The following is a 20,817-nucleotide window of genomic DNA, read 5'->3' on the forward strand; positions in this document are numbered from 1 at the left end:
CGGGCCACCCCTGACGCCGGGGCCGCCCTCACACGCCGGACGGGCTGAGAATGCTCGGGCCACCCCTGACGCCGGGGCCGCCCTCACACGCCGGACAGGCTGAGAATGCTCGGGCCACCCCTGACGCCGGGGCCGCCCTCACACGCCGGACGGGCTGAGAATGCTCGGGCCACCCCTGTCGCACAGGGGCCGTCCTCACACGCCGGACAGGCTGAAATCGCCCGGGTTGCCGTCCTCGGGTGGGGCGGTGGAGACGGCGGGGCAGCGCGCCCGAGCCCCGCCGGCGATGGAGGCGCGAGGGCCCCGGGAGGGTGGGGGGCTCTCGGATCGGGTCGGGTCGGTGAGCGGGGTCCTGGGTCGCGAGACGGAGGACGGAGCCCACGCCCCGGCGCCGGCGACCGCGAGGCGCGTGCCAGGGCCAGGGCCCGCGAGCCCGGCCCGAGCCGAAAGGGACGGCCTAGCGGCAGGTGGGAGCCGGGATGCCCGTGAGGGCCGTGACCACCGGGTCCAGGGCCTGGTTGATCTCGTCCCCGATCGAGCGGAAGAAGGTGATCGGCGCCCCGTACGGGTCGTACACCTCATCCGCGTCCGGGCTCGGAGCCAACAACCACCCCCGCAGCGCCGCCGCCGCCCTCACCAGCGCCCTCGCCCTCTCCACCACCCCTTCGTCGCGCGCGTCCGGCAGCGTCGCCGGATCGATCGCCCGCACCAGCCGGGTGAACTCCTTCAGCGTGAAGGTCCGCAGCCCCGCCGAGTGCCCCATCGAGATCACCTGCGCCCGGTGGTCCCGGGTCGCCGTGAGCACCAGATCCGCCCGGATCACATGCTCGTCCAGCAGCTCCCGCCCCACGAACCCGCTCGCGTCCGCCCCGAAATCGGCGAGCACGATCTCCGCGTTGGCCTCCATCGGGGCCCCCTCGTGCCCCCAGGTCCCCGCGCTCTCCACCACGAGCCCGCTGCTCACCAGGGAGCCCAGGCGGTCGCTCAGGGCATGCCTGGTCAGCCGCTCGGTGATCGGCGAGCGGCAGACATTGCCGGTGCTGACGTGGAGGATGCGGAAGCAGTGCTCCGTGCCTATGCCACGCCCCTCGGGGACGATCAAGGGGCCACCTCGAGGTCGGGTACGACTTTGCGCAGCTCGTCCGCGTCGAGCGCGCCGGCCCGCAGCAGGACCGGGAGCTCGCCGGTGACATCGACGATCGAGGACGGGACGATCCCGGGGGTCGGACCGCCGTCGAGGTAGACGGAGACCGAGTCGCCGAGCATCTCCTGCGCGGCGTCGCAGTCCTCCGGCGACCGGTGCCCGGTGAGGTTGGCGGAGGAGACCGCCATCGGCCCGGTCTCGGTGAGCAGCTCGATCGCGACCGGGTGCAGCGGCATCCGGATCGCGACGGTGCCCCGGGTGTCCCCCAGATCCCACTGGAGCGACGGCTGGTGCCGGGCGACCAGGGTGAGCGCCCCCGGCCAGAAGGCGTCGACCAGCTCCCAGGCCTGCTCGGAGAAGTCCGTGACCAGCCCGTGGAGGGTATTCGGGGAGCCGATGAGAACCGGCGTCGGCATATTCCGGCCGCGCCCCTTGGCGGCCAGCAGATCGGCCACCGCCTCCGAGCCGAAGGCGTCCGCGCCGACGCCGTAGACGGTGTCGGTGGGCAGCACGACCAGCTCACCGCGGCGTACCGCCGACACGGCCTCGCGCAGGCCGGTCGCGCGGTCGCTCGCGTCGTTGCAGTCGTATCGCCGAGCCATCAGGGGGCCTCCTCGTACACGTACACGGTCGTCGTCACGGCATCGCCTTGCGGGCGGTGGCGAAGCGCGGGCGCTTGTTGAGATCGGGGTGGTCGGCCGCGTCCGCCCAGCCGGATTCCTCGCTGAAGATCCACGGCACCTGGCCGCCCTGGGTGTCGGCGTGCTCGATGACGACGAGGCCGCCGGGGCGCAGCAGCCGGTGGGCGGTGCGCTCGATGCCGCGGATGGTGTCGAGGCCGTCCTCGCCGGAGAACAGGGCCATCTCCGGGTCGTGGTCGCGGGCCTCGGGGGCGACGTACTCCCACTCGGTGAGCGGGATGTACGGCGGGTTGGAGATCACCAGGTCGACCTGGCCGTCCAGTTCGGGCAGGGCGGTGAGCGCGTTGCCCTGGTGGACGGTGACCCGGGAGCCGTCGGCGTTCTTGCGGGCCCAGCCGAGCGCGTCGTCGGAGAGTTCGACGGCGTGCACCCGGGAGCGCGGGACCTCCTGCGCCATGGCCAGGGCGATGGCCCCGGAGCCCGTACAGAGGTCGACGATGAGCGGTTCGACGACGTCCATCGCGCGTACCGCGTCTATGGCCCAGCCCACGACCGACTCGGTCTCGGGCCGGGGCACGAAGACACCGGGGCCGACCTGGAGCTCCAGATAGCGGAAGAAGGCGCGCCCGGTGATGTGCTGGAGCGGTTCGCGCGCCTCCCGGCGGGCGACGGTCTCCCAGTAGCGGGCGTCGAAGTCGGCGTCCTTGACGGTGTGCAGCTCGCCCCGCTTCACTCCGTGGACGAACGCGGCCAGCTCCTCCGCGTCGAAGCGCGGGGACGGCACGCCGGCGTCGGCCAGCCGCTGGGTGGCCTGGGCCACCTCGGCAAGCAGCAGGTTCACTGGTCCTCCACCCGGTTCGTACGGGAGCGTTCTGGGGCTACTGCGCGGTCGTGGGTACTCGCGGTCGTGGGTACTACTGCGCGGCGGCGAGCTTGGCGGCGGAATCGGCGTCCACGCAGGCCTGGATCACGGCGTCGAGCTCTCCGTCGAGCACCTGGTCCAAGTTGTACGCCTTGAAGCCGACGCGGTGGTCCGAAATGCGGTTCTCCGGGAAGTTGTACGTACGGATCTTCTCGGAGCGGTCCACGGTGCGGACCTGGCTGCGGCGCGCGTCCGCGGCCTTGCTCTCGGCCTCCTCCTGGGCCGCGGCGAGCAGCCTGGAGCGCAGGATACGCATGGCCTGCTCCTTGTTCTGGAGCTGGCTCTTCTCGTTCTGGCAGGAGGCGACGACACCGGTGGGCAGATGGGTGATGCGCACGGCGGAGTCGGTGGTGTTGACGGACTGGCCGCCGGGCCCGGAGGAGCGGTAGACGTCGATCCGCAGGTCGTTGGCGTTGATCTCGACGTCGATCTCCTCGGCCTCGGGTGTGACCAGCACACCGGCGGCGGAGGTGTGGATGCGGCCCTGGGACTCGGTGGCGGGCACGCGCTGGACGCGGTGCACCCCGCCCTCGTACTTGAGCCGGGCCCAGACGCCCTGGCCGGGCTCGGTGGCGCCCTGGCCGCCCTTGGTCTTCACGGCGACCTGGACGTCCTTGTAGCCGCCCAGCTCGGACTCGGTGGAGTCGATGATCTCGGTCTTCCAGCCGACGCGCTCGGCGTAGCGCAGATACATCCGCAGCAGATCGCCGGCGAAGAGGGCGGACTCGTCGCCTCCGGCACCGGCCTTGACCTCCAGGATGACGTCCTTGTCGTCGCTGGGGTCGCGGGGCACCAGCAGCAGCCGGAGCTTCTCGGTGAGCTGCTCGCGCTGCTTCTCCAGCTCCTTGACCTCGGCGGCGAAGTCGGGGTCGTCGGCGGCGAACTCCCGGGCGGTCTCGATGTCCTCGCCGGTCCGCTTCCAGGAGCGGTAGGTGCCGACGATCGGGGTCAGCTCCGCGTACCGCTTGTTGAGCTTGCGCGCGTTGGCCTGGTCCGCGTGGACGGACGGGTCGGCAAGCTTCTTCTCAAGGTCGGCGTGCTCGCCGATCAGTTCCTCGACCGCCTCGAACATCGATGGCTCCTGGTGTCGTACGACGTTTCCCGCGGGACGGCACTGCGCATACCCGGGCTGTCAGCGGCTGGTGCCGCGGGGTCCCGGCGGCGGTGCGGACCACCGTGTGCGGGACGGCAAAGCGCCGGTCCCGGCCGCCCGTGTGGGGGCGGCCGGAAACCGGCGCTGTTGGCTCGCTACTTCTTGGCGGAGCCGGCAGCCTTGCCGAAGCGGGCCTCGAAGCGGGCCACGCGGCCACCGGTGTCGAGGATCTTCTGCTTGCCCGTGTAGAACGGGTGGCACTCGGAGCAGACCTCGGCGCGGATGGCGCCGGTGTCGAGGGTGCTGCGAGTGGTGAACGAGGCGCCACAGGTACAGCTGACCTGGGTCTCGATGTACTCGGGGTGGATGTCGCGCTTCAAGGTGTCTCCTAGTTTCGGGAGGGCGCCGGGTCGCCCGGGCGGATTGCCCGTGCGTGAACCGGGGCCGACGTACCAGTCTGCCAGGACTGGGCGTATCTCCCAAAACCGGGGTGGGCGCCCCACTATTCCCGGGGCCCCGCGGAGGGCCGCCTCCCCGGGGAGGGGGCTCAGGGGGCGGCTTCCTGGGTGCGGCGCGGAGGGCTGTCCTGTACGAGGGTGCCCGCGTCGCCCTTGTCGCCCGCGGAGTCCTTCAGGGCGGCGGCGGGGATGGGCCGGTCGAGCCCGAGGGCGGTCCAGACCTGCTGGGCGGCGCCCCTGAGCGGGATCACCCGGTTGGGGTTCACCGGGTCGTACTCCACCGGCAGGGTCACCATGTCGACGTCCGAGGGGCTGAGGCCGCTGAGCCCCCGCGCGAAGCTCATCAGCTCGGGTACGGAGTCCAGCTCCGAGTCGGGGGTGATGGCCTGGGTGGCGGTGTTGGCGATGTCCAGCAGCCTGGTGGGGTCGGAGACCACGCCCACGTCCTTGACCTGGGCGAGGAAGGCCTTCATGAAGGCCTGCTGGAGCTGGATGCGGCCGAGGTCGCTGCCGTCGCCGACGCTCTTGCGGGTCCGTACGAGGCCGAGGGACTGCTCCCCGTCGAGGGTGTGGGTGCCGGCGGCGAGGTCGAGACGGCTCTTCGGGTCCCTGATCGGTTCGCTGGTGGTGACGCGCACCCCGCCCAGCTCGTCGATGAGCTTCTTGAAGCCGGAGAAATCGACCTCGATGTAGTGGTCCATCCGGATGCCGGACATGCGTTCGACCGTCTTCACGGCGCAGGCGGGCCCGCCGACCTCGTAGGCCGTGTTGAACATCGCCCGGTTCTCGGCGGGGACGGTTCCGCCGTCGTCGTCGGTGCACGCGGGGCGGGTGATGAGGGTGTCGCGCGGGATGGAGACCACGCTCGCCTTCTCGCGGCCGTCGTGCAGGTGCACCACCATCGCGGTGTCGGAGCGGGCGCCGCCCTCGTCGCCGCCGTACCGCGCGTTGGAGCCGGAGCGGGAGTCGGAGCCGAGGACGAGGATGTCCAGGGAGCCGTTGTCGATGTCCTCCGGGCGGTCGGTGCCGAGCCGGGCGTTGATGTCGATGCCCTCGATGTTGCCGTCGAGCGTGACATACACATAGCCCGCGCCCGCGCCGCCGGCGAGGAGCAGCCCGGCCAGCGCCCAGACGGTGAGGCGCCCGGCCCGGCGCCCGGCTGAGCCGGTTCCGCGGCCCCGCCCGGCACGGCCGCCTATCCGGCCTCCGCTGCCGCTCTGCTCGCCCATGGGCCTCCTTCGGCTCCTGCTCCTCAGCTGCCCCCTGGCGGGCCGGCCACGCCCGGCGGGTGCGTGCTGTCAATTCTTGCTCCGCTACCGGGGAGACCGCTCGGGGAGGGAAAGGGTTGCACGGGCGGCTGAGAACAGGGTGAGAAAACGGCCCCGGAGCGGAGCCGGGGGGAAACGGACCGTGCCCACCGCGCGGGGAGCGCGGGGAGCGCGGTGGGCACGGTGGGCACGGGGGTACGGACGCGGCGCCGTACGGATCAGTGCCGCACGGGCCGGTCCGTGCGGATCAGCCGAAGAGGTTGTAGCCGGAGAGACCGCTCGCGACCTCGGAACGCTTGCCGAGGATCGCGGAGGACGTGCCGCTGCCCGGGTAGAGCCAGAGCTTGCCCTTCATGTCGCGGGCGAGCAGATCGGCGTGGCCGTCGGCGTTGACGTCACCGGTGGTGGCCAGCGCGTTGAGACCACTGTGGGTGCCCATCTGGACACGGCCCGAGAACGGCTTTTTGGCGTCGCCGGTTCCCTTGTGGACGTAGATCTTGCCGCCGTGGACATGGCCGAGGACATCGGCCTTGCCGTCGCCGGTGAAGTCGCCGCGGCCCCGGACCATGCTGTATTCGTTCCAGCCGGTGCCGACCTTGACGGAGGTGCCGAAGGTGCCGTTGCCCTTGCCCGGGTACATCCAGGCGCTGCCCGAGGTGGTGACGACCACGACGTCCGCGATCTCGTCGCCGGTGAGGTCACCGGGGACCAGGATCTGCTTGTGGCTGCGCCAGTGGGTGGTCACGAGCTTGGGCTGGGCGGAGCCGTTGGCCCAGTACACGTCGCCGCCCGCGGAGGAGCGGTAGAGCAGCTCCTGCCGGCCGTCGCGGTTCAGGTCGGCCTGGACCATCAGGTTCACGCCGCTGAAGTCGCCGAGGTTCGCGCCCCGGGCGAGGGTCTTGCCGCTCTTGGTGTTCCAGGCGTACAGCGTCTTGCCGGTGCGGGCCAGCAGGTCCGCGTACTGGTCGCCGCTCCAGTTGGTGTCGGCGGCCCGGGCGCGGAACTGCGCCTGGTAGGCGCTGACCTTGGCGTAGACGCCGTACTTGCCCTTGGCGGAGCAGTTGAGGTCGCCCCAGGAGACGATGCCGACGAGCCGGCCGCCGGCCACCAGCGGGCCGCCGGAGTCGCCGTTGCAGCTGGTCTCGGAGGTGCTGTCCTTGCCGGTGGGCGCGCGGCCGGCACAGTACATCGTGCCCGCCTTGAAGTTCGATCCGTACGCCTTCTTGCAGTTGGCGTCGGACTGGGCGTCGGCGTCGGCGACCTTCAGCCGGTCGGAGCCCTGGGCGCCCGGGCCGGAGCCGGTGAGGCCCCAGCCGTACACCTTGCCGTCGGTGCCGGCCTTGTAGAGCCCGGTGTCACCCGACTTCATGATGGGCAGCGGCTTGGCCTTGACGGGCGCGGCCAGGGTCAGCACGGCGACGTCGTTGTTGAGCGACCAGTCGTCGTACTTCGCGTGCTGCCACTGGCGCTGTACGGAACTGAGCTGCCCGCCGTGCAGATTCAGGCCGCTGCCGGACTCGGTGGGCACCCGGTCGGCGCCGGTGACGATCGCGCCGTCGCGCTTCCAGTTGATGCCGTCGACGCAGTGCGCGGCGGTGACGACCTTGGTGGGGGCGATCACGGCGCCACCGCAGGAGTAGGAGTCGCCCCAGGCGTCCGTGAAGTAGAGCTGGGCCATCCACGGCGCGGAGGCGATCGAGGCGTGCTTGCCGCCGATGATGCGGGCGCTGGGGCCGGACGCGGGCTGCTGCTTGGCGGCCCGCGGGCTCGGCCGGGTGGCGGGCCGGTCGGCGGAGCGGAGGACCTTCAGGGTGTCGGCCACCCGCTCGGTCAGCTCCCGCGGCGACGGCGCGCCGGTCTGCTGCGGTGCCGCGGCGGGGGTCGGCGCGGGGACGGGCTCGGCCGCCTGGGCGCCGGAGGCCAGCAGACCGGTGCCGGCCAGGGCCAGCACGGTCGCGACCGCGGGTATCTCATGTCTCATCCGGCGCTGCGGCCGGCCGGCACGTGAGCGGTTGGGCACTCGGTGACCACCTCGGGGTGTCGGGTCGGTGGGGCGCGAGTGCCCCACCGGGAGAGGGTGGTGGCGGGGCGCGAAGAGTGTCGGGCAGTCCGGGCGGCGGCGCGGGCCTCATGGGCGCGGCGATCCACCCCGGCGCTGCGGAAATCCCCCAGGAATCCCCCTGGAACCCCCCACCTGGATTGATCGATCGTATGTGCCCCTATGAGGCGTTGGCCAGCCGGATACGCCTTTTCCCGGGAAATCCCCCGGAAATCCCCGGGAAATGAGACCGCCCCGTCACCTGAGCGGTGACGGGGCGGTCCGACGCTGACGTGCGTCAGTCGTTGTTGTTGCCCGACGACGGGGTCGTCTTCTGGATCTGGAGCAGGAACTCCGCGTTGGACTTCGTCTGCTTCATCTTGTCGAGCAGCAGCTCGATCGCCTGCTGCTGGTCGAGCGCGTGCAGCACCCGGCGCAGCTTCCAGACGATGCCCAGCTCCTCGCTGCCGAGGAGGATCTCCTCCTTGCGGGTGCTGGACGCGTCCACGTCCACCGCGGGGAAGATCCGCTTGTCCGAGAGCTTCCGGTCGAGCTTGAGCTCCATGTTGCCGGTGCCCTTGAACTCCTCGAAGATCACCTCGTCCATGCGCGAGCCGGTGTCGACCAGCGCGGTGGCCAGGATGGTCAGCGAGCCGCCGTCCTCGATGTTGCGCGCGGCGCCGAAGAAGCGCTTCGGCGGGTAGAGCGCGGTCGAGTCGACACCACCGGAGAGGATGCGTCCGGAGGCGGGGGCCGCGAGGTTGTACGCACGGCCCAGGCGGGTGATGGAGTCCAGCAGGACGACCACGTCGTGACCCAGCTCCACCAGGCGCTTGGCGCGCTCGATGGCCAGCTCGGCGACGGTGGTGTGGTCCTCGGCCGGGCGGTCGAAGGTCGAGGAGATGACCTCGCCCTTCACCGACCGCTGCATGTCGGTGACCTCTTCCGGGCGCTCGTCGACGAGGACGACCATCAGATGGCACTCGGGGCTGTTGACCGTGATGGCGTTGGCGATGGCCTGGAGGATCATGGTCTTGCCGGTCTTCGGCGGGGCCACGATCAGACCTCGCTGGCCCTTGCCGATCGGCGACACCAGGTCGATGATCCGCGTGGTCAGCACGCCCGGGTCGGTCTCCAGCCGGAGCCGGTCCTGCGGGTAGAGCGGGGTGAGCTTGTTGAACTCCGGGCGGCCGCGGCCGGATTCGGCCGCCATGCCGTTGGCCGAGTCCAGCCGGACGAGCGCGTTGAACTTCTCGCGGCGCTCGCCGTCCTTGGGCTGGCGGACCGCGCCGGTGACGTGGTCGCCCTTGCGCAGACCGTTCTTGCGGACCTGGGCGAGGGAGACGTAGACGTCGTTGGGGCCCGGGAGGTAGCCCGACGTACGGATGAACGCGTAGTTGTCGAGGATGTCCAGGATGCCCGCGACGGGGATCAGGACGTCGTCCTCGGAGACCTGCGGCTCACTCGTGAACTCGTCACGGCCACGACGGCCGCGGCGGTCGCGGTAACGGCCCCGGCGGCCGCGGCGGCCGCCCTCGAAGTCGTCATCGTCCTGCTGCTGCTGGGCGGCGCTGCCGCCACCCGGCTGCTGCTGGCGCTGGCCGCCCTGCTGCTGGCGCTGGCCGCTCTGCTGCTGGTCGTCGCTCTTGCCGCCGCGGCGGTCGCGCTGGCGCTCACGGCGGTCGCCGCGCTCGCCCCGGTCACCACGGTCGCCGCGGTCACCGCGCTGGCCGCGCTCGCGCCGGCCCTCGCCGTCCTGGGCGGAGGCGGAGACGGCGGCGTCCGCCTTGGCGTCCGGCTGGGCGCCGTCCTTCTCCTTGACGTCGACAGCGGCGGTCTCGGTCCGGGCCTCGGCCTGGACCTCCGGGCTGCCCGCCTGCGCGGTGGCGCGTCGGCGGCGGCGCTCGCCGGCCGGCTGGTCGTCGCTGGCGGGCTGGCCGGGAATGTCGATCTGCTGCTGGGCGGCGGCCTTCTCGGCGGCGGCCGGGGCGGGCTCGGCGGCGGCGGCCGTGTCACCCGTACGCGCCTTGGAGGTGGCGCGGCGCTTCGGCTTGGTCTCGGCGCTCTTGGCGGCCGAGTCCCCCGAGGCCGTGGCCTTGGCGGCTCCGCCGCCGGCCTGCGCCTCCTTGATGACCTCGATCAGCTGGCTCTTGCGCATACGCGCGGTGCCCCTGATGCCGAGGCCGGACGCGACCTGCTGCAGCTCGGCCAGGACCATGCCCTCAAGGCCGGTGCCGGAACGGCGGCGCCGTGAGGTGGTGCCGGAGGCAGCACCTGCGGCGGGCGCGGAGGTGTCGACGGTGTTGTCGGCGCTCACGCCCATCAGATCGGTGGTGTCGCTCACGAAGGGTCCTTCCCTGGAGCGGACGTCGGCCTTCTGGCTCGGCGACCGGTTGTGCTGTCCGACGGCGGTCTCTCTGAGCGGACCGTGCCGGGGCGGTGGTCCCCGCCGGATGTGGTGCGGCGGAGAGTCAGATACATGCAAGTCCGGCCCGAGGTCCCCCTGCTCGGCCCACTTGTGGCGGAGCGGGAGGTGTCGTGCCGGTTCCGGAGCGTGCTCGAAACTGCTCAGGCAGGCTGCTCAGGCAGTTGGGGAGGCTCCCGGAAGAATTGGCGGTCCCGAATCGGGACACGAAGCTCCGAGCCGCAAAGGCTTCGGGTGCAGACTTGAGGTTAACACTACCGGCTCCAACAAACATTCCCCCTCTCCACCACCGGCAATCTCGTGTCACGCTGAATCACCGCGCATCACTGCGCATCGGTACGTATCGACGGGCCTTATCGGCCACTGTCGGCCGGTGGTCGCGCATGACTACGCGGGGATCTCGCCGCCGGACGAGGCGGCGCCGGCCGGGGTGAGCGGCAGTACGCTCGCCCCCGCGGTGTCGAAGGCGAGCCGGTTGGCCGCCCATCCCTCACCGGCGAGTCGCGCGACCTTGTCGGCCGCGCTCTCCTCGGCCAGCGCGAGCACGGTGGGGCCCGCGCCGGAGATGACCGCGGGGACGCCGTCGGCGCGCAGTCGGTTGACCAGGTCGACGCTCTGCGGCATCGCCGGGGCGCGGTACTCCTGGTGGAGCCGGTCCTCCGTGGCGGGCAGCAGAAGCTCGGGACGCCTGGTCAGAGCCTCGACGAGCAAGGCCGCGCGACCGGCGTTCGCGGCGGCGTCCACATGCGGGACGGTCCGCGGGAGCAGTCCGCGGGCCGTCTCGGTGAGCACCGGCTTCTCGGGCACGAAAACCACCGGAACGACGGAATCGGCGGGCTCCATCCTGATGGCGCGCGCGGCTCCGGAGTCGGTCCAGGCGAGGGTGAAGCCGCCCAGCAGACAGGCGGCGACGTTGTCGGGATGCCCCTCGATCTCGGTGGCGAGTTCCAGCAGGGCGGTTTCGTCCAGTCGGGTGTCGCCTCCTATGGTCACCGCGCGGGCGGCGACGATTCCGGCGCAGATGGCGGCCGACGAGGACCCCAGTCCGCGGCCGTGCGGGATGCGGTTGGCGCAGACGACCTCCAGCCCGCGCGGCTGCCCGCCGAGCAGGTCGAAGGCCGTACGGAGCGACCGTACGAGCAGATGGTTCTCATCGCGGGGCAGCGTGGCCGCGCCCTCACCGGCGATGTCGATGTGCAGACCGGAGTCCGCGACCCGGACGACGACATCGTCGTAGAGCCCCAGGGACAGCCCGAGGGCGTCGAAGCCCGGGCCGAGATTGGCACTGGTGGCGGGCACGCGCACTCGGACGGCGGCGGCGCGGAACGCTGGACCGGCCATCGCTCGTGACACTCCTTGGTTCTGACTGCGAGACGTTCTGATGTTCTGTGTTCTGACGTTTGGCCACAAGGCGTTTACGGCCTGCGGGACGTTCCGGCTCCGTGGCTGCGGGCTCCGGGGGATTCGGTCTGCGGGGTGCTGCTGGATGTCAGGGGTGCTGCTGGATTCGGGGGAACGCGTACCCGGGGGCCATCACGGCGACTGCACCGCGGCATATGCGGCGGGGCGGGTTGGGTACAGCCTATCGAAGGAAGGTTCTGCGGCGACATAGGGCGCACAGCAGGCGCACGATGCGTGTCGCAAGCCTCCTGTGCCTCTACGTGCGCCGTTGCCCCGCTTGGCGCGGATTCCGCCGGGGTAGGGCTTTCCTTCGCCCTCGATTCGGTACGGGACCTCGGCGCCGGAGCCGCCCGGGGGCGGCTCCCGCCCGGGTTCCGGCCCGGAACCCGGGCGGACGGCCCGAGCGCTACGCCAGTCCGAGCCGCTCGGCCGCCGCGACGGCGTCGACCGGCACGGTGACCGGCTGCGGGGCGCCGGCGACGGCCCAGTCCGGGTCCTTCAGGCCGTTCCCGGTGACGGTGCAGACGATCCGCTGCCCCGGGTCCACCTTCCCGGCCTCGGCGGCCTTGAGCAGACCGGCCACCGAGGCGGCCGACGCGGGCTCGACGAAAACGCCCTCCCGCGAGGCCAACAGCCGGTAGGCGCGCAGGATCTCACGGTCCGTCACCTCGTCGATGAACCCGCCCGACTCGTCCCGCGCGGCCAGCGCCTGCTGCCAGGAGGCCGGGTTGCCGATCCGGATCGCGGTGGCGATGGTCGACGGCTCCTTGACGATCTCCCCGCGCACGATGGGCGCGGAGCCGGAGGCCTGGAACCCCCACATGCGCGGCGTGCGGGTGGAGAGGCCGTCGGCGGCGTACTCGCGGTAACCCCTCCAGTACGCGGTGATGTTTCCGGCGTTCCCCACCGGGAGCACATGGATGTCGGGGGCGTCGCCGAGCGCGTCCACGATCTCGAAGGAGGCGGTCTTCTGCCCCTCGATCCGGTACGGGTTCACCGAGTTGACCAGCGCCACCGGATAATTCTCGGAGAGGCTCCTGGCCAGATTCAGACAGTCGTCGAAGTTCCCGTCCACCTGGAGGATCTTCGAGCCGTAGACCAGCGCCTGGCCCATCTTGCCGAGCGCGATCTTGCCCTGCGGGACCAGGACCGCGCAGACCATCCCGGCGCGCACCGCGTAGGCGGCGGCCGACGCGGAGGTGTTGCCGGTGGAGGCGCAGATGACCGCCTGGGCCCCCTCCTCCTTCGCCCGGGTGATCGCCATGGTCATGCCGCGGTCCTTGAAGGACCCGGTGGGGTTGGCCCCCTCGACCTTCAGATGCACCTCGCAGCCGGTGCGCTCGGAGAGGACCTGAGCGGGGACGAGCGGCGTACCACCCTCACGGAGCGTGACGACCGGCGTTGTGTCCGTGACCGGAAGACGGTCCCGGTACTCCTCGATGATGCCGCGCCACTGGTGGGTGCCCTTGCTGGTCATGGGTCCTTTACTCCCCTTCAACACGCATGATGCTGGCGACACCGCGCACGGTGTCGAGCTCGCGCAGCGCCTCGACGGTCCCCGAGAGGGCGGCGTCGAGCGCGCGGTGGGTGACGACGACGAGCGATGCCTCGCCACCGCCATCTGGTCGGCTCTGCTGGCGCACGGTGTCGATGGAGACACCGTGCTCGGCGAAGACCGTCGCGACCTGGGCGAGAACGCCAGGCTTGTCGGCCACGTCGAGACTGATGTGGTAGCGGGTGACCACCTCGCCCATGGGGCTCACGGGCAGCCGGCTGTACGCGGACTCGCCCGGACCGGTGGACCCGGCGAGCCGGTTCCGGCAGACGGCGACCAGGTCGCCGAGGACGGCGGACGCGGTCGGCGAGCCGCCCGCCCCGGGGCCGTAGAACATCAGCTGCCCGGCGGCCTCCGCCTCGACGAAGACCGCGTTGTACGCCTCGCGGACGGAGGCGAGCGGATGGCTGAGCGGGATCATCGCGGGGTGCACCCGCGCGGTGACGGACCGGCCGTCGGCGGCGCGCTCGCAGATGGCGAGCAGCTTGACGGTGCAGCCCATGCGCCGGGCCGACGCCATGTCGGCGGCGGTAACCTCGGTCAGGCCCTCGCGGTACACGTCGTCGAGGCGTACGCGGGTGTGGAAGGCGATCCCGGCGAGGATGGCGGCCTTGGCGGCGGCGTCGAAGCCCTCGACATCGGCGGTGGGGTCGGCCTCGGCGTAGCCGAGCGCGGTGGCCTCGTCGAGCGCCTCGGAGTAGCCGGCGCCGGAGTTGTCCATCCGGTCGAGGATGAAGTTGGTGGTGCCGTTGACGATGCCGAGGACCCGGTTGACCTTGTCGCCGGCGAGGGATTCGCGCAGCGGCCTGATCAGCGGGATGGCGCCGGCGACGGCGGCCTCGAAGTAGAGGTCCCGGCCGTGCTGCTCGGCGGCGGCGTAGAGGGTGGTGCCGTCCTCGGCGAGCAGGGCCTTGTTGGCGGAGACCACGGAGGCGCCGTGCTCGAAGGCGGTGGTGATCAGGGTGCGGGCGGGCTCGATGCCGCCGATGACCTCGATGACCACGTCGATGTCGCCGCGTTTGACCAGCGCGGTGGCGTCCGTGGTGATCAGCTCCGGGGAGATCCCCTCGCGCACCTTGGACGGCCGGCGCACGGCCACCCCGGCGAGCTCCACCGGCGCGCCGATGCGCGCGGCGAGGTCGTCGGCGTGCGTCGTCATGATGCGCGCCACCTCTGAGCCGACCACTCCACAGCCCAGCAGCGCCACCTTCAGCGGACGCGTACGCATCATCCGACCTCGCTTCTCATTACTTCCAGGATTGGACCAGTCTCACCTACCGGACGAGAGTTTCTATCCCCCGTCCGGCATGCGAGACATCTATCTCAATTAACCGACGTCGAGACGCAGGAGATCTTCCTCCGTCTCGCGCCGGACGATCACCCGCGCCGCGCCGTCCCCGACGGCCACGACCGGCGGTCGCAGCGCGTGGTTGTAGTTGCTGGCCATGGAGCGGCAGTACGCGCCGGTCGCGGGCACGGCGATCAGGTCGCCCGGCGCGAGGTCGGCCGGCAGGAAAGCGTCCTTCACCACGATGTCACCGCTCTCGCAGTGCTTGCCGACGACACGGGAGAGCATGGGCGCGGCCTCGGAGACCCGGGAGACCAGGGCGACCGAGTACTCGGCGTCGTACAGCGCGGTGCGGATGTTGTCCGACATGCCGCCGTCGACGCTGACATAGGTGCGCAGGCCCGCCAGCGGCTTGATGGTGCCGACCTCGTACAGCGTGAAGGCGGAGGGGCCGACGATGGCCCGGCCGGGCTCGACGGAGATGCGCGGGGTGCGCAGTCCGGCGGCCTCGCACTCGCGGGTGACGATCTCCCGGAGCGCCTTGGCGATGTGATGCGGTTCACGCGGGTCGTCGTCGGGGGTGTACGCGATGCCGAGGCCGCCGCCGAGGTCGATCTCGGGCAGCTCGACGCCGTGCTCGTCCCGGATCTCCTTCAGCAGTCCGATCACACGGTGGGCGGCGACCTCGAAGCCGGAGGTGTCGAAGATCTGCGAGCCGATGTGCGAGTGGAGGCCGACGACCTCCAGCGCGTCGAGGGTGAGGGCGCGGCGCACGGCCTCGGCGGCCTGGCCGCCGGCGAGCGGGATGCCGAACTTCTGGTCCTCGTGCGCGGTGGCGATGAACTCGTGGGTGTGGGCCTCGACGCCGACCGTCACCCGGATCTGGACGCGCTGGCGGCGGCCGAGGCCCTGGGCGATGTGGGCGACCCGGACGATCTCCTGGAAGGAGTCGAGCACGATCCGCCCGACGCCGGCGCGGATGGCGCGCTCGATCTCCTCGGGCGACTTGTTGTTGCCGTGGTACGCGATGTTCTCCGCGGGCATCCCGGCGTCGAGCGCGGTGGCCAGCTCGCCGCCGGAGCACACATCGAGGTTGAGGCCCTCCTCGTGGAGCCAGCGCACCACGGCGCGGCTGAGGAACGCCTTGCCCGCGTAGAAGACATCGGCGTCCGGTCCGAAGGCCTCGGCCCAGGCGCGGCAGCGGGAGCGGAAGTCGGACTCGTCCAGGATGTACGCGGGGGTGCCGAACTCCTCGGCCAGGGCGGTGACTTCGAGGCCGCCGACGGTGGCGACACCCTCGTCGGTGCGGCCGACGGAGCGGGCCCAGACCTTGGGGTCGAGACGGTTCAGGTCGGCGGGCGGCGCGGAGTAGTGGCCCTCGGGGAGCACATCGGCGTAGCGGGGCCCGGCGGGGTGTGCGGAACGGCTCATGGTGTCTCTCTCACAGATGTTCGGGTGCGCTGACGCCGAGCAGGGACAGGCCGCCGGCCAGCACCGTCCCGGCGGCCTCGGCGAGGGCGAGCCGGGAGCGGTGGGCGGCCATGGGTTTCTCGTCGCCCGAGGGCAGCACCGTGTGCTGGAAGGCGAGCAGGGCGTCAGCGGTGGTTTCCAGGTGCCGAACGAGCCGGTCGGGCGCGTGGAGGCGGGCCGCGGAGGCGAGGACGCCGGGGTAGTCCGCGATGAGTCCGGCGAGCCGGGCGGCGGGCGCCCCGGAGGACTCCCCCGGCTCGGAGGTGAAGCCGAGCCGCCCGGCCGCGCGGGTGAGGGCGCGGGCGCGGGAGTGGGCGTACCGGACGGTGAAGAGAGGGTTGCTCTCGTGCTGCCGCAGCAGCGGTGCCCCGAGCCTCGGCCGGTCGTGGGCGGCGGCGGCGAGCAGCCCCCAGCGCACGGCGTCGCTCCCGAGCCCGGGGTCGTGGGCGGGCGCGGGGACGGGGAGGGCAGGCGGCCGGCCGGCGGGAGCGAGGCCCTGGGTGCGGCGGAGCCGGTCGGTGGTCTGCCGCCAGAGGCGGGCGCGGGTCTCGTCGTCCGTGACGGCGGCCTCCGGCTCCGCCGGCTCCGCCCGCCGGCGCAGGTGTCCGTACTCCCGTCCCTGCTCCAGCACACGCCGGACGAGGTCGCGCTGCGACCCCTCCCCCAGGGTGATGTTGAGGAACCCGGGTCCGGTGATCTCGACGGAGGCGATGGCCGGATCGAGGGCGATCCGCTCCCGCAGGGTCTCGGCGACGGCGCGCGGCGGGAGCCCGGCCGCGCGGGCGAGCCGCAGCGCGACATTGGTGGCGTAGTCCCCGCACCCGCCGGGCCGGGGGCGCTCCACGCCGATGTGCTCCGGCACGGGCACCGCCAGAGCACCGTCCTCCACCGCGCGGCACACGGCGTGCAGCACGGTACGGGACAGCTCGGCGGGGGTCACGGGACAAGCCTAGGGGAGGGAGGGGGGCGCTGAGCGAACCGGTTTCGCCATGCGGTCAACCGCGCGTGCTCCCGGCCCGCCCCGCCCCATGCCTGCCGTCCACGGACGGCGGGCCCTCCCGGCGCATCAACTGCCGTACGAGAAGGACCAGCGCGGCGGGCTCGAAGGGTTTGGCGAGAAAGGCGTCGACCCCGGCGGCCATCCCGCTCTCGACCTCGTACTGCGTGCACGCGCTGATGATCGCGACGGGCAGATGGCTGGTGAGCGGATCGGCGCGGAGCCGGGCCGCGGTACGGAGGCCGTCGAGCCGCGGCATGACCACGTCCAGCGTGACCACATCGGGCTGGACCTGCCGCACGACCTCCAGGCACTCGGCACCATCGGCCGCGGTCACGACCTCGAAGCCCTCCAGCTCAAGGTTGACCCTGATCAATTGCCGGATGACCCGGTTGTCATCGACAACGAGCACACGGCCGGACGCGCCTGACACATGTCGAGAGTAGGACCCCCGGCGGGGCTGCGTCCGGGTTTTGCCCACTTCCACCCCGTGCGGGCGACCCGCCCCTCCCCTCCCACACCCCGCCGCCCCGCCCGTCCCGGCCCCGAAATACCTGTTCACAGGCACCCTGTGGGAGCTGGTAGTGTTCTACCCGTCACCGCGCAGGGCGCAAGCCCGGCGAGGACAGCGCGCCCCCGTAGCTCAGGGGATAGAGCAACGGCCTCCGGAGCCGTGTGCGCAGGTTCGAATCCTGCCGGGGGCACTCGCCATCACTCAGCGGTCGTCAGTCGCTGAGCGGTGCGGATGCCGATACGAGAGAGCGGGAACCAGTCTCACTGGTTCCCGCTCTCTCGCGTTCTCGTTCCTGTTCGCCTCACGCCGGTCGCGACAGATCCGCGGCGGGCACGGTCACCACCCGCGTCACGGCCGGGACGGCGAGTCGTCCAGCCGCTCCGGGGCGGGCGCATGGGCAGTTCCTCAGCCGTGCGCCGCCGCGCGAATCCCCTCTCGACACCCACTCGCGCGGCGGCGAGCCTCACCCCGGTGGAGCGGTGGCCGCGGCACGCGGATTCGCGCCCGTCGCGTGTGGGGTACCGCCCCGCCGGTCGTGTACCTCCCCGTGTGCTTCCGCGCGCCTCCCCCGGGCGCGCCACCCGGCCGCCCGGCGGGTCGTTCCCCCCGGGGACGGGGAGAACGCGGACAGGGGAGCGCGGCGGTATGCGCGGGGCACTTCGGCAGGCGGGTGTGCAGCGGCGGGTCGGGCTCTGGGTGGTGGCCGGGGGGCTGGTCGCGCTGGGGTTCGCGCTCGTGGCCCGGGGCGAGAACGGCATCGACGCCACCTCCATGTGGCTCTCGGCCGTCTCCGCGGTCGTCGCGGTCTGCGCCTTCGCGAGCGATCTGCTGCGGGAGCCGGCCGAGCCCCCGGCCGGGTGCGACACCCGGCGGCAGGCGGCCGACGGCCTGGCCGAGGCCGTGGACATCCAGTGGGCCAACGAGGCCCGGCTGCGGCGGTTGCAGGACCCCGCGCCGCTCGATGTCGGGCTGCGCCGGGTCGGCCCGCCGCTCGCCGACCACCGCCGGAACATCGACCGCGGACGGCCGCTGCCCGCGCCCCGCGACGCCGACCAGCGGCTGGAGCGCATCGTCGAGATCTTCGGGTCGCTGCCCGCCGGCCGGCTGGTGGTGCTGGGCGAGCCGGGGGCGGGGAAGACCATCCTCGCCGTGCAGTTCGTCCGGGGCGTCCTGGCCGCGCGCCGGCCCGGCGGCCCGGTGCCGGTGCTCTTCACCCTGGCGAGCTGGGACCCCCGGTCCACCTCCCTCCAGAGCTGGCTGGCGGAGCGGCTGGCGGTGGAGTACCGGCCGCTCGCCGCCGTCCGGGGGGAGCGCACCCTCGCCAGGGAACTGGTGGACGAGGGTCTGGTGCTGCCCGTGCTCGACGGCTTCGACGAACTCCCGGCGAGCGTGCGCCGGGACGCGCTGCGGCGGCTGAACGCCGGGCTGGACGAGCGGCTCCCGGTCCTGCTCACCTGCCGCACCGCCGACTGGGCCCGCGCGATGGACGGCGGCGATGTGCTGACCGCCGCCGAGGTCGTCCGGCTGCGCCCGCTGGACCCGGCCGGCGCGGGCGCGTATCTGGAGAGCACGGCGCGGGCGGACCACCGGGGCGCCACGGTGTGGACGCCGGTCCTCGCCGCGCCCTCCGCGCCCCTGGCCGAGGTGCTCGCCTCGCCCCTGATGGTCGCGCTGGCGCGCACGGTCTACGGCGACACCTCCAGGGACCCCGCCGAACTCGCGGACACCGAACGCTTCCCGACGGCGGGGAGCATCGAGAGACATCTGCTGGACGCCTTCGTCCCGGCGGCCTTCGCGGACGCGGAGGGCACGGAGGGCGTCTGGCGGCCGGAGGCGGCCCACCGCTGGCTCCAGTGCCTGGCCCGGGAGCGGGCGCTCCACGGCACCGGAGCCGGCGGCACCTGGCAGCTCGCCTGGTGGGAGCTGCCGGCGGCGATGCCGAGGGCGCTGCGGGTGATCGGACCCGCGCTTCTGGCGCTCATCGCCACGGCGTCGGCGCTGGTCCCGCTCGCGGTGTACGGAGGCGGTGTGGTCGGCAACTGGGACAGCCCGCTCTCCGCCCTGTTCAACTTCGCGGGCGATCTGGCAGGGCTGGCCTTCGGGCTCGCTCTCCTGCTGCCCGCCACGTCCGCGTCACGGCAGGGGCCGCGCCAGTTGGCCCGGATGGCCCTGACACTGACCGCCGCCGCCCTGGTCGTCGCGGTGGCGCTCGGCCGGTTCGCGCCGCCCCTGATCAGCTTCCGCCTCGGCGGTGCGATCACCCCCCGGGCCTCCTGGTTCCTCAACGGGTGCTGTTTCGGGCTGCTGCTGGCGATGATGTTCGCGGTCGCCGGGCTGCCGCGCCGGCCGCTGCCGCTGGGGCTGCCGTGGGCGGGCAGTCCGACCGGTCCGCGCGCCGTGCGCGCGCTCGGCGGTCTGATGGTCTTCACCGGACTCGCGATCTACGGTTACTGGGCGGAGGTGGTCCCGGCCCTCACCTGCCTGGTGGCCGGCTCGCTGCTCTGTCTCGCCGGTCAGCGGCGCGGGGAGCGGGTGATGGGGCAGTACACCGGCCCCGCCGCCGTGGTGCGCGGCTTCGGGAGGGGGCTGCTGCGGGGCTTCGCCGCCTGTCTGCTGATCGGCGTCTCCGCCTCGGCCGCCGTCGGCGGGGTCACCGGCGCTTTCGCGGCGTACGAGATCCACTCGGCTCCCGACCGGCGGGACGGCGAGGTGCTCGACGCGTGGCGGCTGAACAGGACGGACGGGGGCGGCCGCTCCGTCAGCTCGACCGGGCCGCGCGAGCTTCTCCTGGTGCGGCGGTCGGGGCTGGAGCGGCCGTTCGCCGTGCCGAAGGGCGCCCCGATGTCCTGGGACGGCGCGGTCGACGCGTACGAGGGAAGGGTGGAGCTGCGGCAGCGCGGCGGCCAGTGGGTGCTCGACTGGAGGGGTGACGACCCCGGCTGGCGGGGGCGGCCGGTGGACGCCCACAACGTGGTGAGCATGCTGCCTGATCCCGTTCTGCGCTGGGTGGTGCACCGTCCGGTCGCCGGTGTCGTGAAGGACGCGATGCTTCCGCTCCTGGGGTTCGGGGTGCTCCTCGGCACGATCGGCGGCTGCGCCTCCGGTGTCTACCGCGCCCTGAACATCCCCTCCGACACGATCCGCGCCACCAGCCCGCAGAGCACCCTGCGCACCGACCGGGCCGCCACGCTCGCCCGCAGCGCGATCGCCGCCGTGCTCGCGGGCGGTGTCTGTCTGGTGCTGATCTCGGCGCTGCGGCGGGGCAGCACGCTGGGCACCATGCACACCGAGCTGTGGGTGCCGGTCGGCACATCCGCGCTGGCGCTGAGCGCCTGGGGGCGGCTGGGCGCGGCCAGGATCTGGCTGGCCCTGACCGGCCGGGCGCCCTGGCGGCTGATGGGCTTCCTGGAGGAGGCGCACCGCAGGGGTGTGCTGCGCCAGTCGGGCGCGCGGTACGAGTTCCGCCATCTGCGGCTCCAGCAGCGCCTGGCCGCCGGTCCCGGCGCCCCGTCCGCCGGGGCCCCCGACCGGGCGGGGGGCCCCCCGGCCGGGGCGGGCCCGGGGGCCCCCCGGGTGTGTATGGGCGGCCCGGACGGCGGCGGT

15 protein-coding genes and 1 tRNA gene are annotated in these 20,817 nt (G+C 72.6%); 2 read left to right on the top strand and 14 right to left on the bottom strand.

Annotated elements, in window-relative coordinates; all coding sequences use genetic code 11:
- Positions 1-457: 457 nt before the first annotated feature.
- The 14 genes from ABT122_RS13890 to ABT122_RS13955 all read right to left on the bottom strand — a co-directional run bounded on the left by ABT122_RS13890 (position 458) and on the right by ABT122_RS13955 (position 17,181).
- Positions 458-1,102, bottom strand: a complete 645-nt coding sequence (locus tag ABT122_RS13890; protein ID WP_351550248.1) for an arsenate reductase/protein-tyrosine-phosphatase family protein — start codon at positions 1,100-1,102, stop codon at positions 458-460.
- Positions 1,099-1,746, bottom strand: coding sequence for an L-threonylcarbamoyladenylate synthase (locus ABT122_RS13895; RefSeq protein WP_351550251.1), 648 nt, complete (start codon positions 1,744-1,746; stop codon positions 1,099-1,101). The genes ABT122_RS13890 and ABT122_RS13895 overlap by 4 nt, the downstream gene beginning before the upstream one ends.
- 34 nt (positions 1,747-1,780) lie before the next feature.
- Complete coding sequence (gene prmC, locus ABT122_RS13900) at positions 1,781-2,626, bottom strand: peptide chain release factor N(5)-glutamine methyltransferase (RefSeq protein ID WP_351550254.1); 846 nt, start codon at positions 2,624-2,626, stop codon at positions 1,781-1,783.
- Between the two features lie 73 nt (positions 2,627-2,699).
- Entirely contained in the window at positions 2,700-3,779 is a 1,080-nt protein-coding gene (gene prfA, locus ABT122_RS13905) for a peptide chain release factor 1 (protein ID WP_351550256.1), read from the bottom strand.
- Between the two features lie 176 nt (positions 3,780-3,955).
- Entirely contained in the window at positions 3,956-4,180 is a 225-nt protein-coding gene (rpmE, locus tag ABT122_RS13910) for a 50S ribosomal protein L31 (protein ID WP_351550259.1), read from the bottom strand.
- 167 nt (positions 4,181-4,347) lie between these two features.
- A complete protein-coding gene (locus ABT122_RS13915) occupies positions 4,348-5,487 on the bottom strand; it encodes an LCP family protein (RefSeq protein WP_351550262.1) in 1,140 nt (379 codons plus the stop codon).
- 286 nt (positions 5,488-5,773) lie between these two features.
- Positions 5,774-7,507, bottom strand: a complete 1,734-nt coding sequence (locus ABT122_RS13920) for a trypsin-like serine protease (protein WP_351550265.1) — start codon at positions 7,505-7,507, stop codon at positions 5,774-5,776.
- A gap of 355 nt (positions 7,508-7,862) precedes the next feature.
- Positions 7,863-9,908 carry a transcription termination factor Rho gene (rho, locus tag ABT122_RS13925; RefSeq protein WP_351550268.1) on the bottom strand — a complete coding sequence of 682 codons (2,046 nt, stop codon included), beginning with the start codon at positions 9,906-9,908 and terminating at the stop codon, positions 7,863-7,865.
- Between the two features lie 468 nt (positions 9,909-10,376).
- Entirely contained in the window at positions 10,377-11,330 is a 954-nt protein-coding gene (thrB, locus tag ABT122_RS13930; RefSeq protein ID WP_351550271.1) for a homoserine kinase, read from the bottom strand.
- A 466-nt stretch (positions 11,331-11,796) separates the two neighbouring features.
- Complete coding sequence (gene thrC, locus ABT122_RS13935) at positions 11,797-12,867, bottom strand: threonine synthase (protein ID WP_351550273.1); 1,071 nt, start codon at positions 12,865-12,867, stop codon at positions 11,797-11,799.
- Between the two features lie 7 nt (positions 12,868-12,874).
- Positions 12,875-14,176, bottom strand: coding sequence for a homoserine dehydrogenase (locus tag ABT122_RS13940; RefSeq protein WP_351550276.1), 1,302 nt, complete (start codon positions 14,174-14,176; stop codon positions 12,875-12,877).
- A gap of 96 nt (positions 14,177-14,272) precedes the next feature.
- Positions 14,273-15,664: a diaminopimelate decarboxylase gene (gene lysA / locus ABT122_RS13945; protein ID WP_351550278.1), complete on the bottom strand. Its 1,392-nt coding sequence runs from the start codon at positions 15,662-15,664 to the stop codon at positions 14,273-14,275.
- A gap of 10 nt (positions 15,665-15,674) precedes the next feature.
- Positions 15,675-16,643, bottom strand: coding sequence for an ArgS-related anticodon-binding protein NrtL (nrtL, locus tag ABT122_RS13950; RefSeq protein WP_351550281.1), 969 nt, complete (start codon positions 16,641-16,643; stop codon positions 15,675-15,677).
- Between the two features lie 55 nt (positions 16,644-16,698).
- Positions 16,699-17,181 (bottom strand): response regulator, encoded by a 483-nt coding sequence (locus ABT122_RS13955; RefSeq protein WP_351550284.1) that lies wholly within the window; start codon positions 17,179-17,181, stop codon positions 16,699-16,701.
- 151 nt (positions 17,182-17,332) lie between these two features.
- On the opposite strand from ABT122_RS13955, the gene ABT122_RS13960 reads away from it, so the two are divergent.
- Positions 17,333-17,404: transfer RNA gene (locus tag ABT122_RS13960), tRNA-Arg, on the top strand.
- A 455-nt stretch (positions 17,405-17,859) separates the two neighbouring features.
- Positions 17,860-20,817: NACHT domain-containing protein (locus tag ABT122_RS13965; protein WP_351550287.1), on the top strand; the 2,958-nt coding region annotated here is incomplete at its 3' end.

Origin of the sequence: Streptomyces sp. NPDC001985 (assembly GCF_040296845.1) — a bacterium.
Lineage (GTDB): Bacteria > Actinomycetota > Actinomycetes > Streptomycetales > Streptomycetaceae > Streptomyces.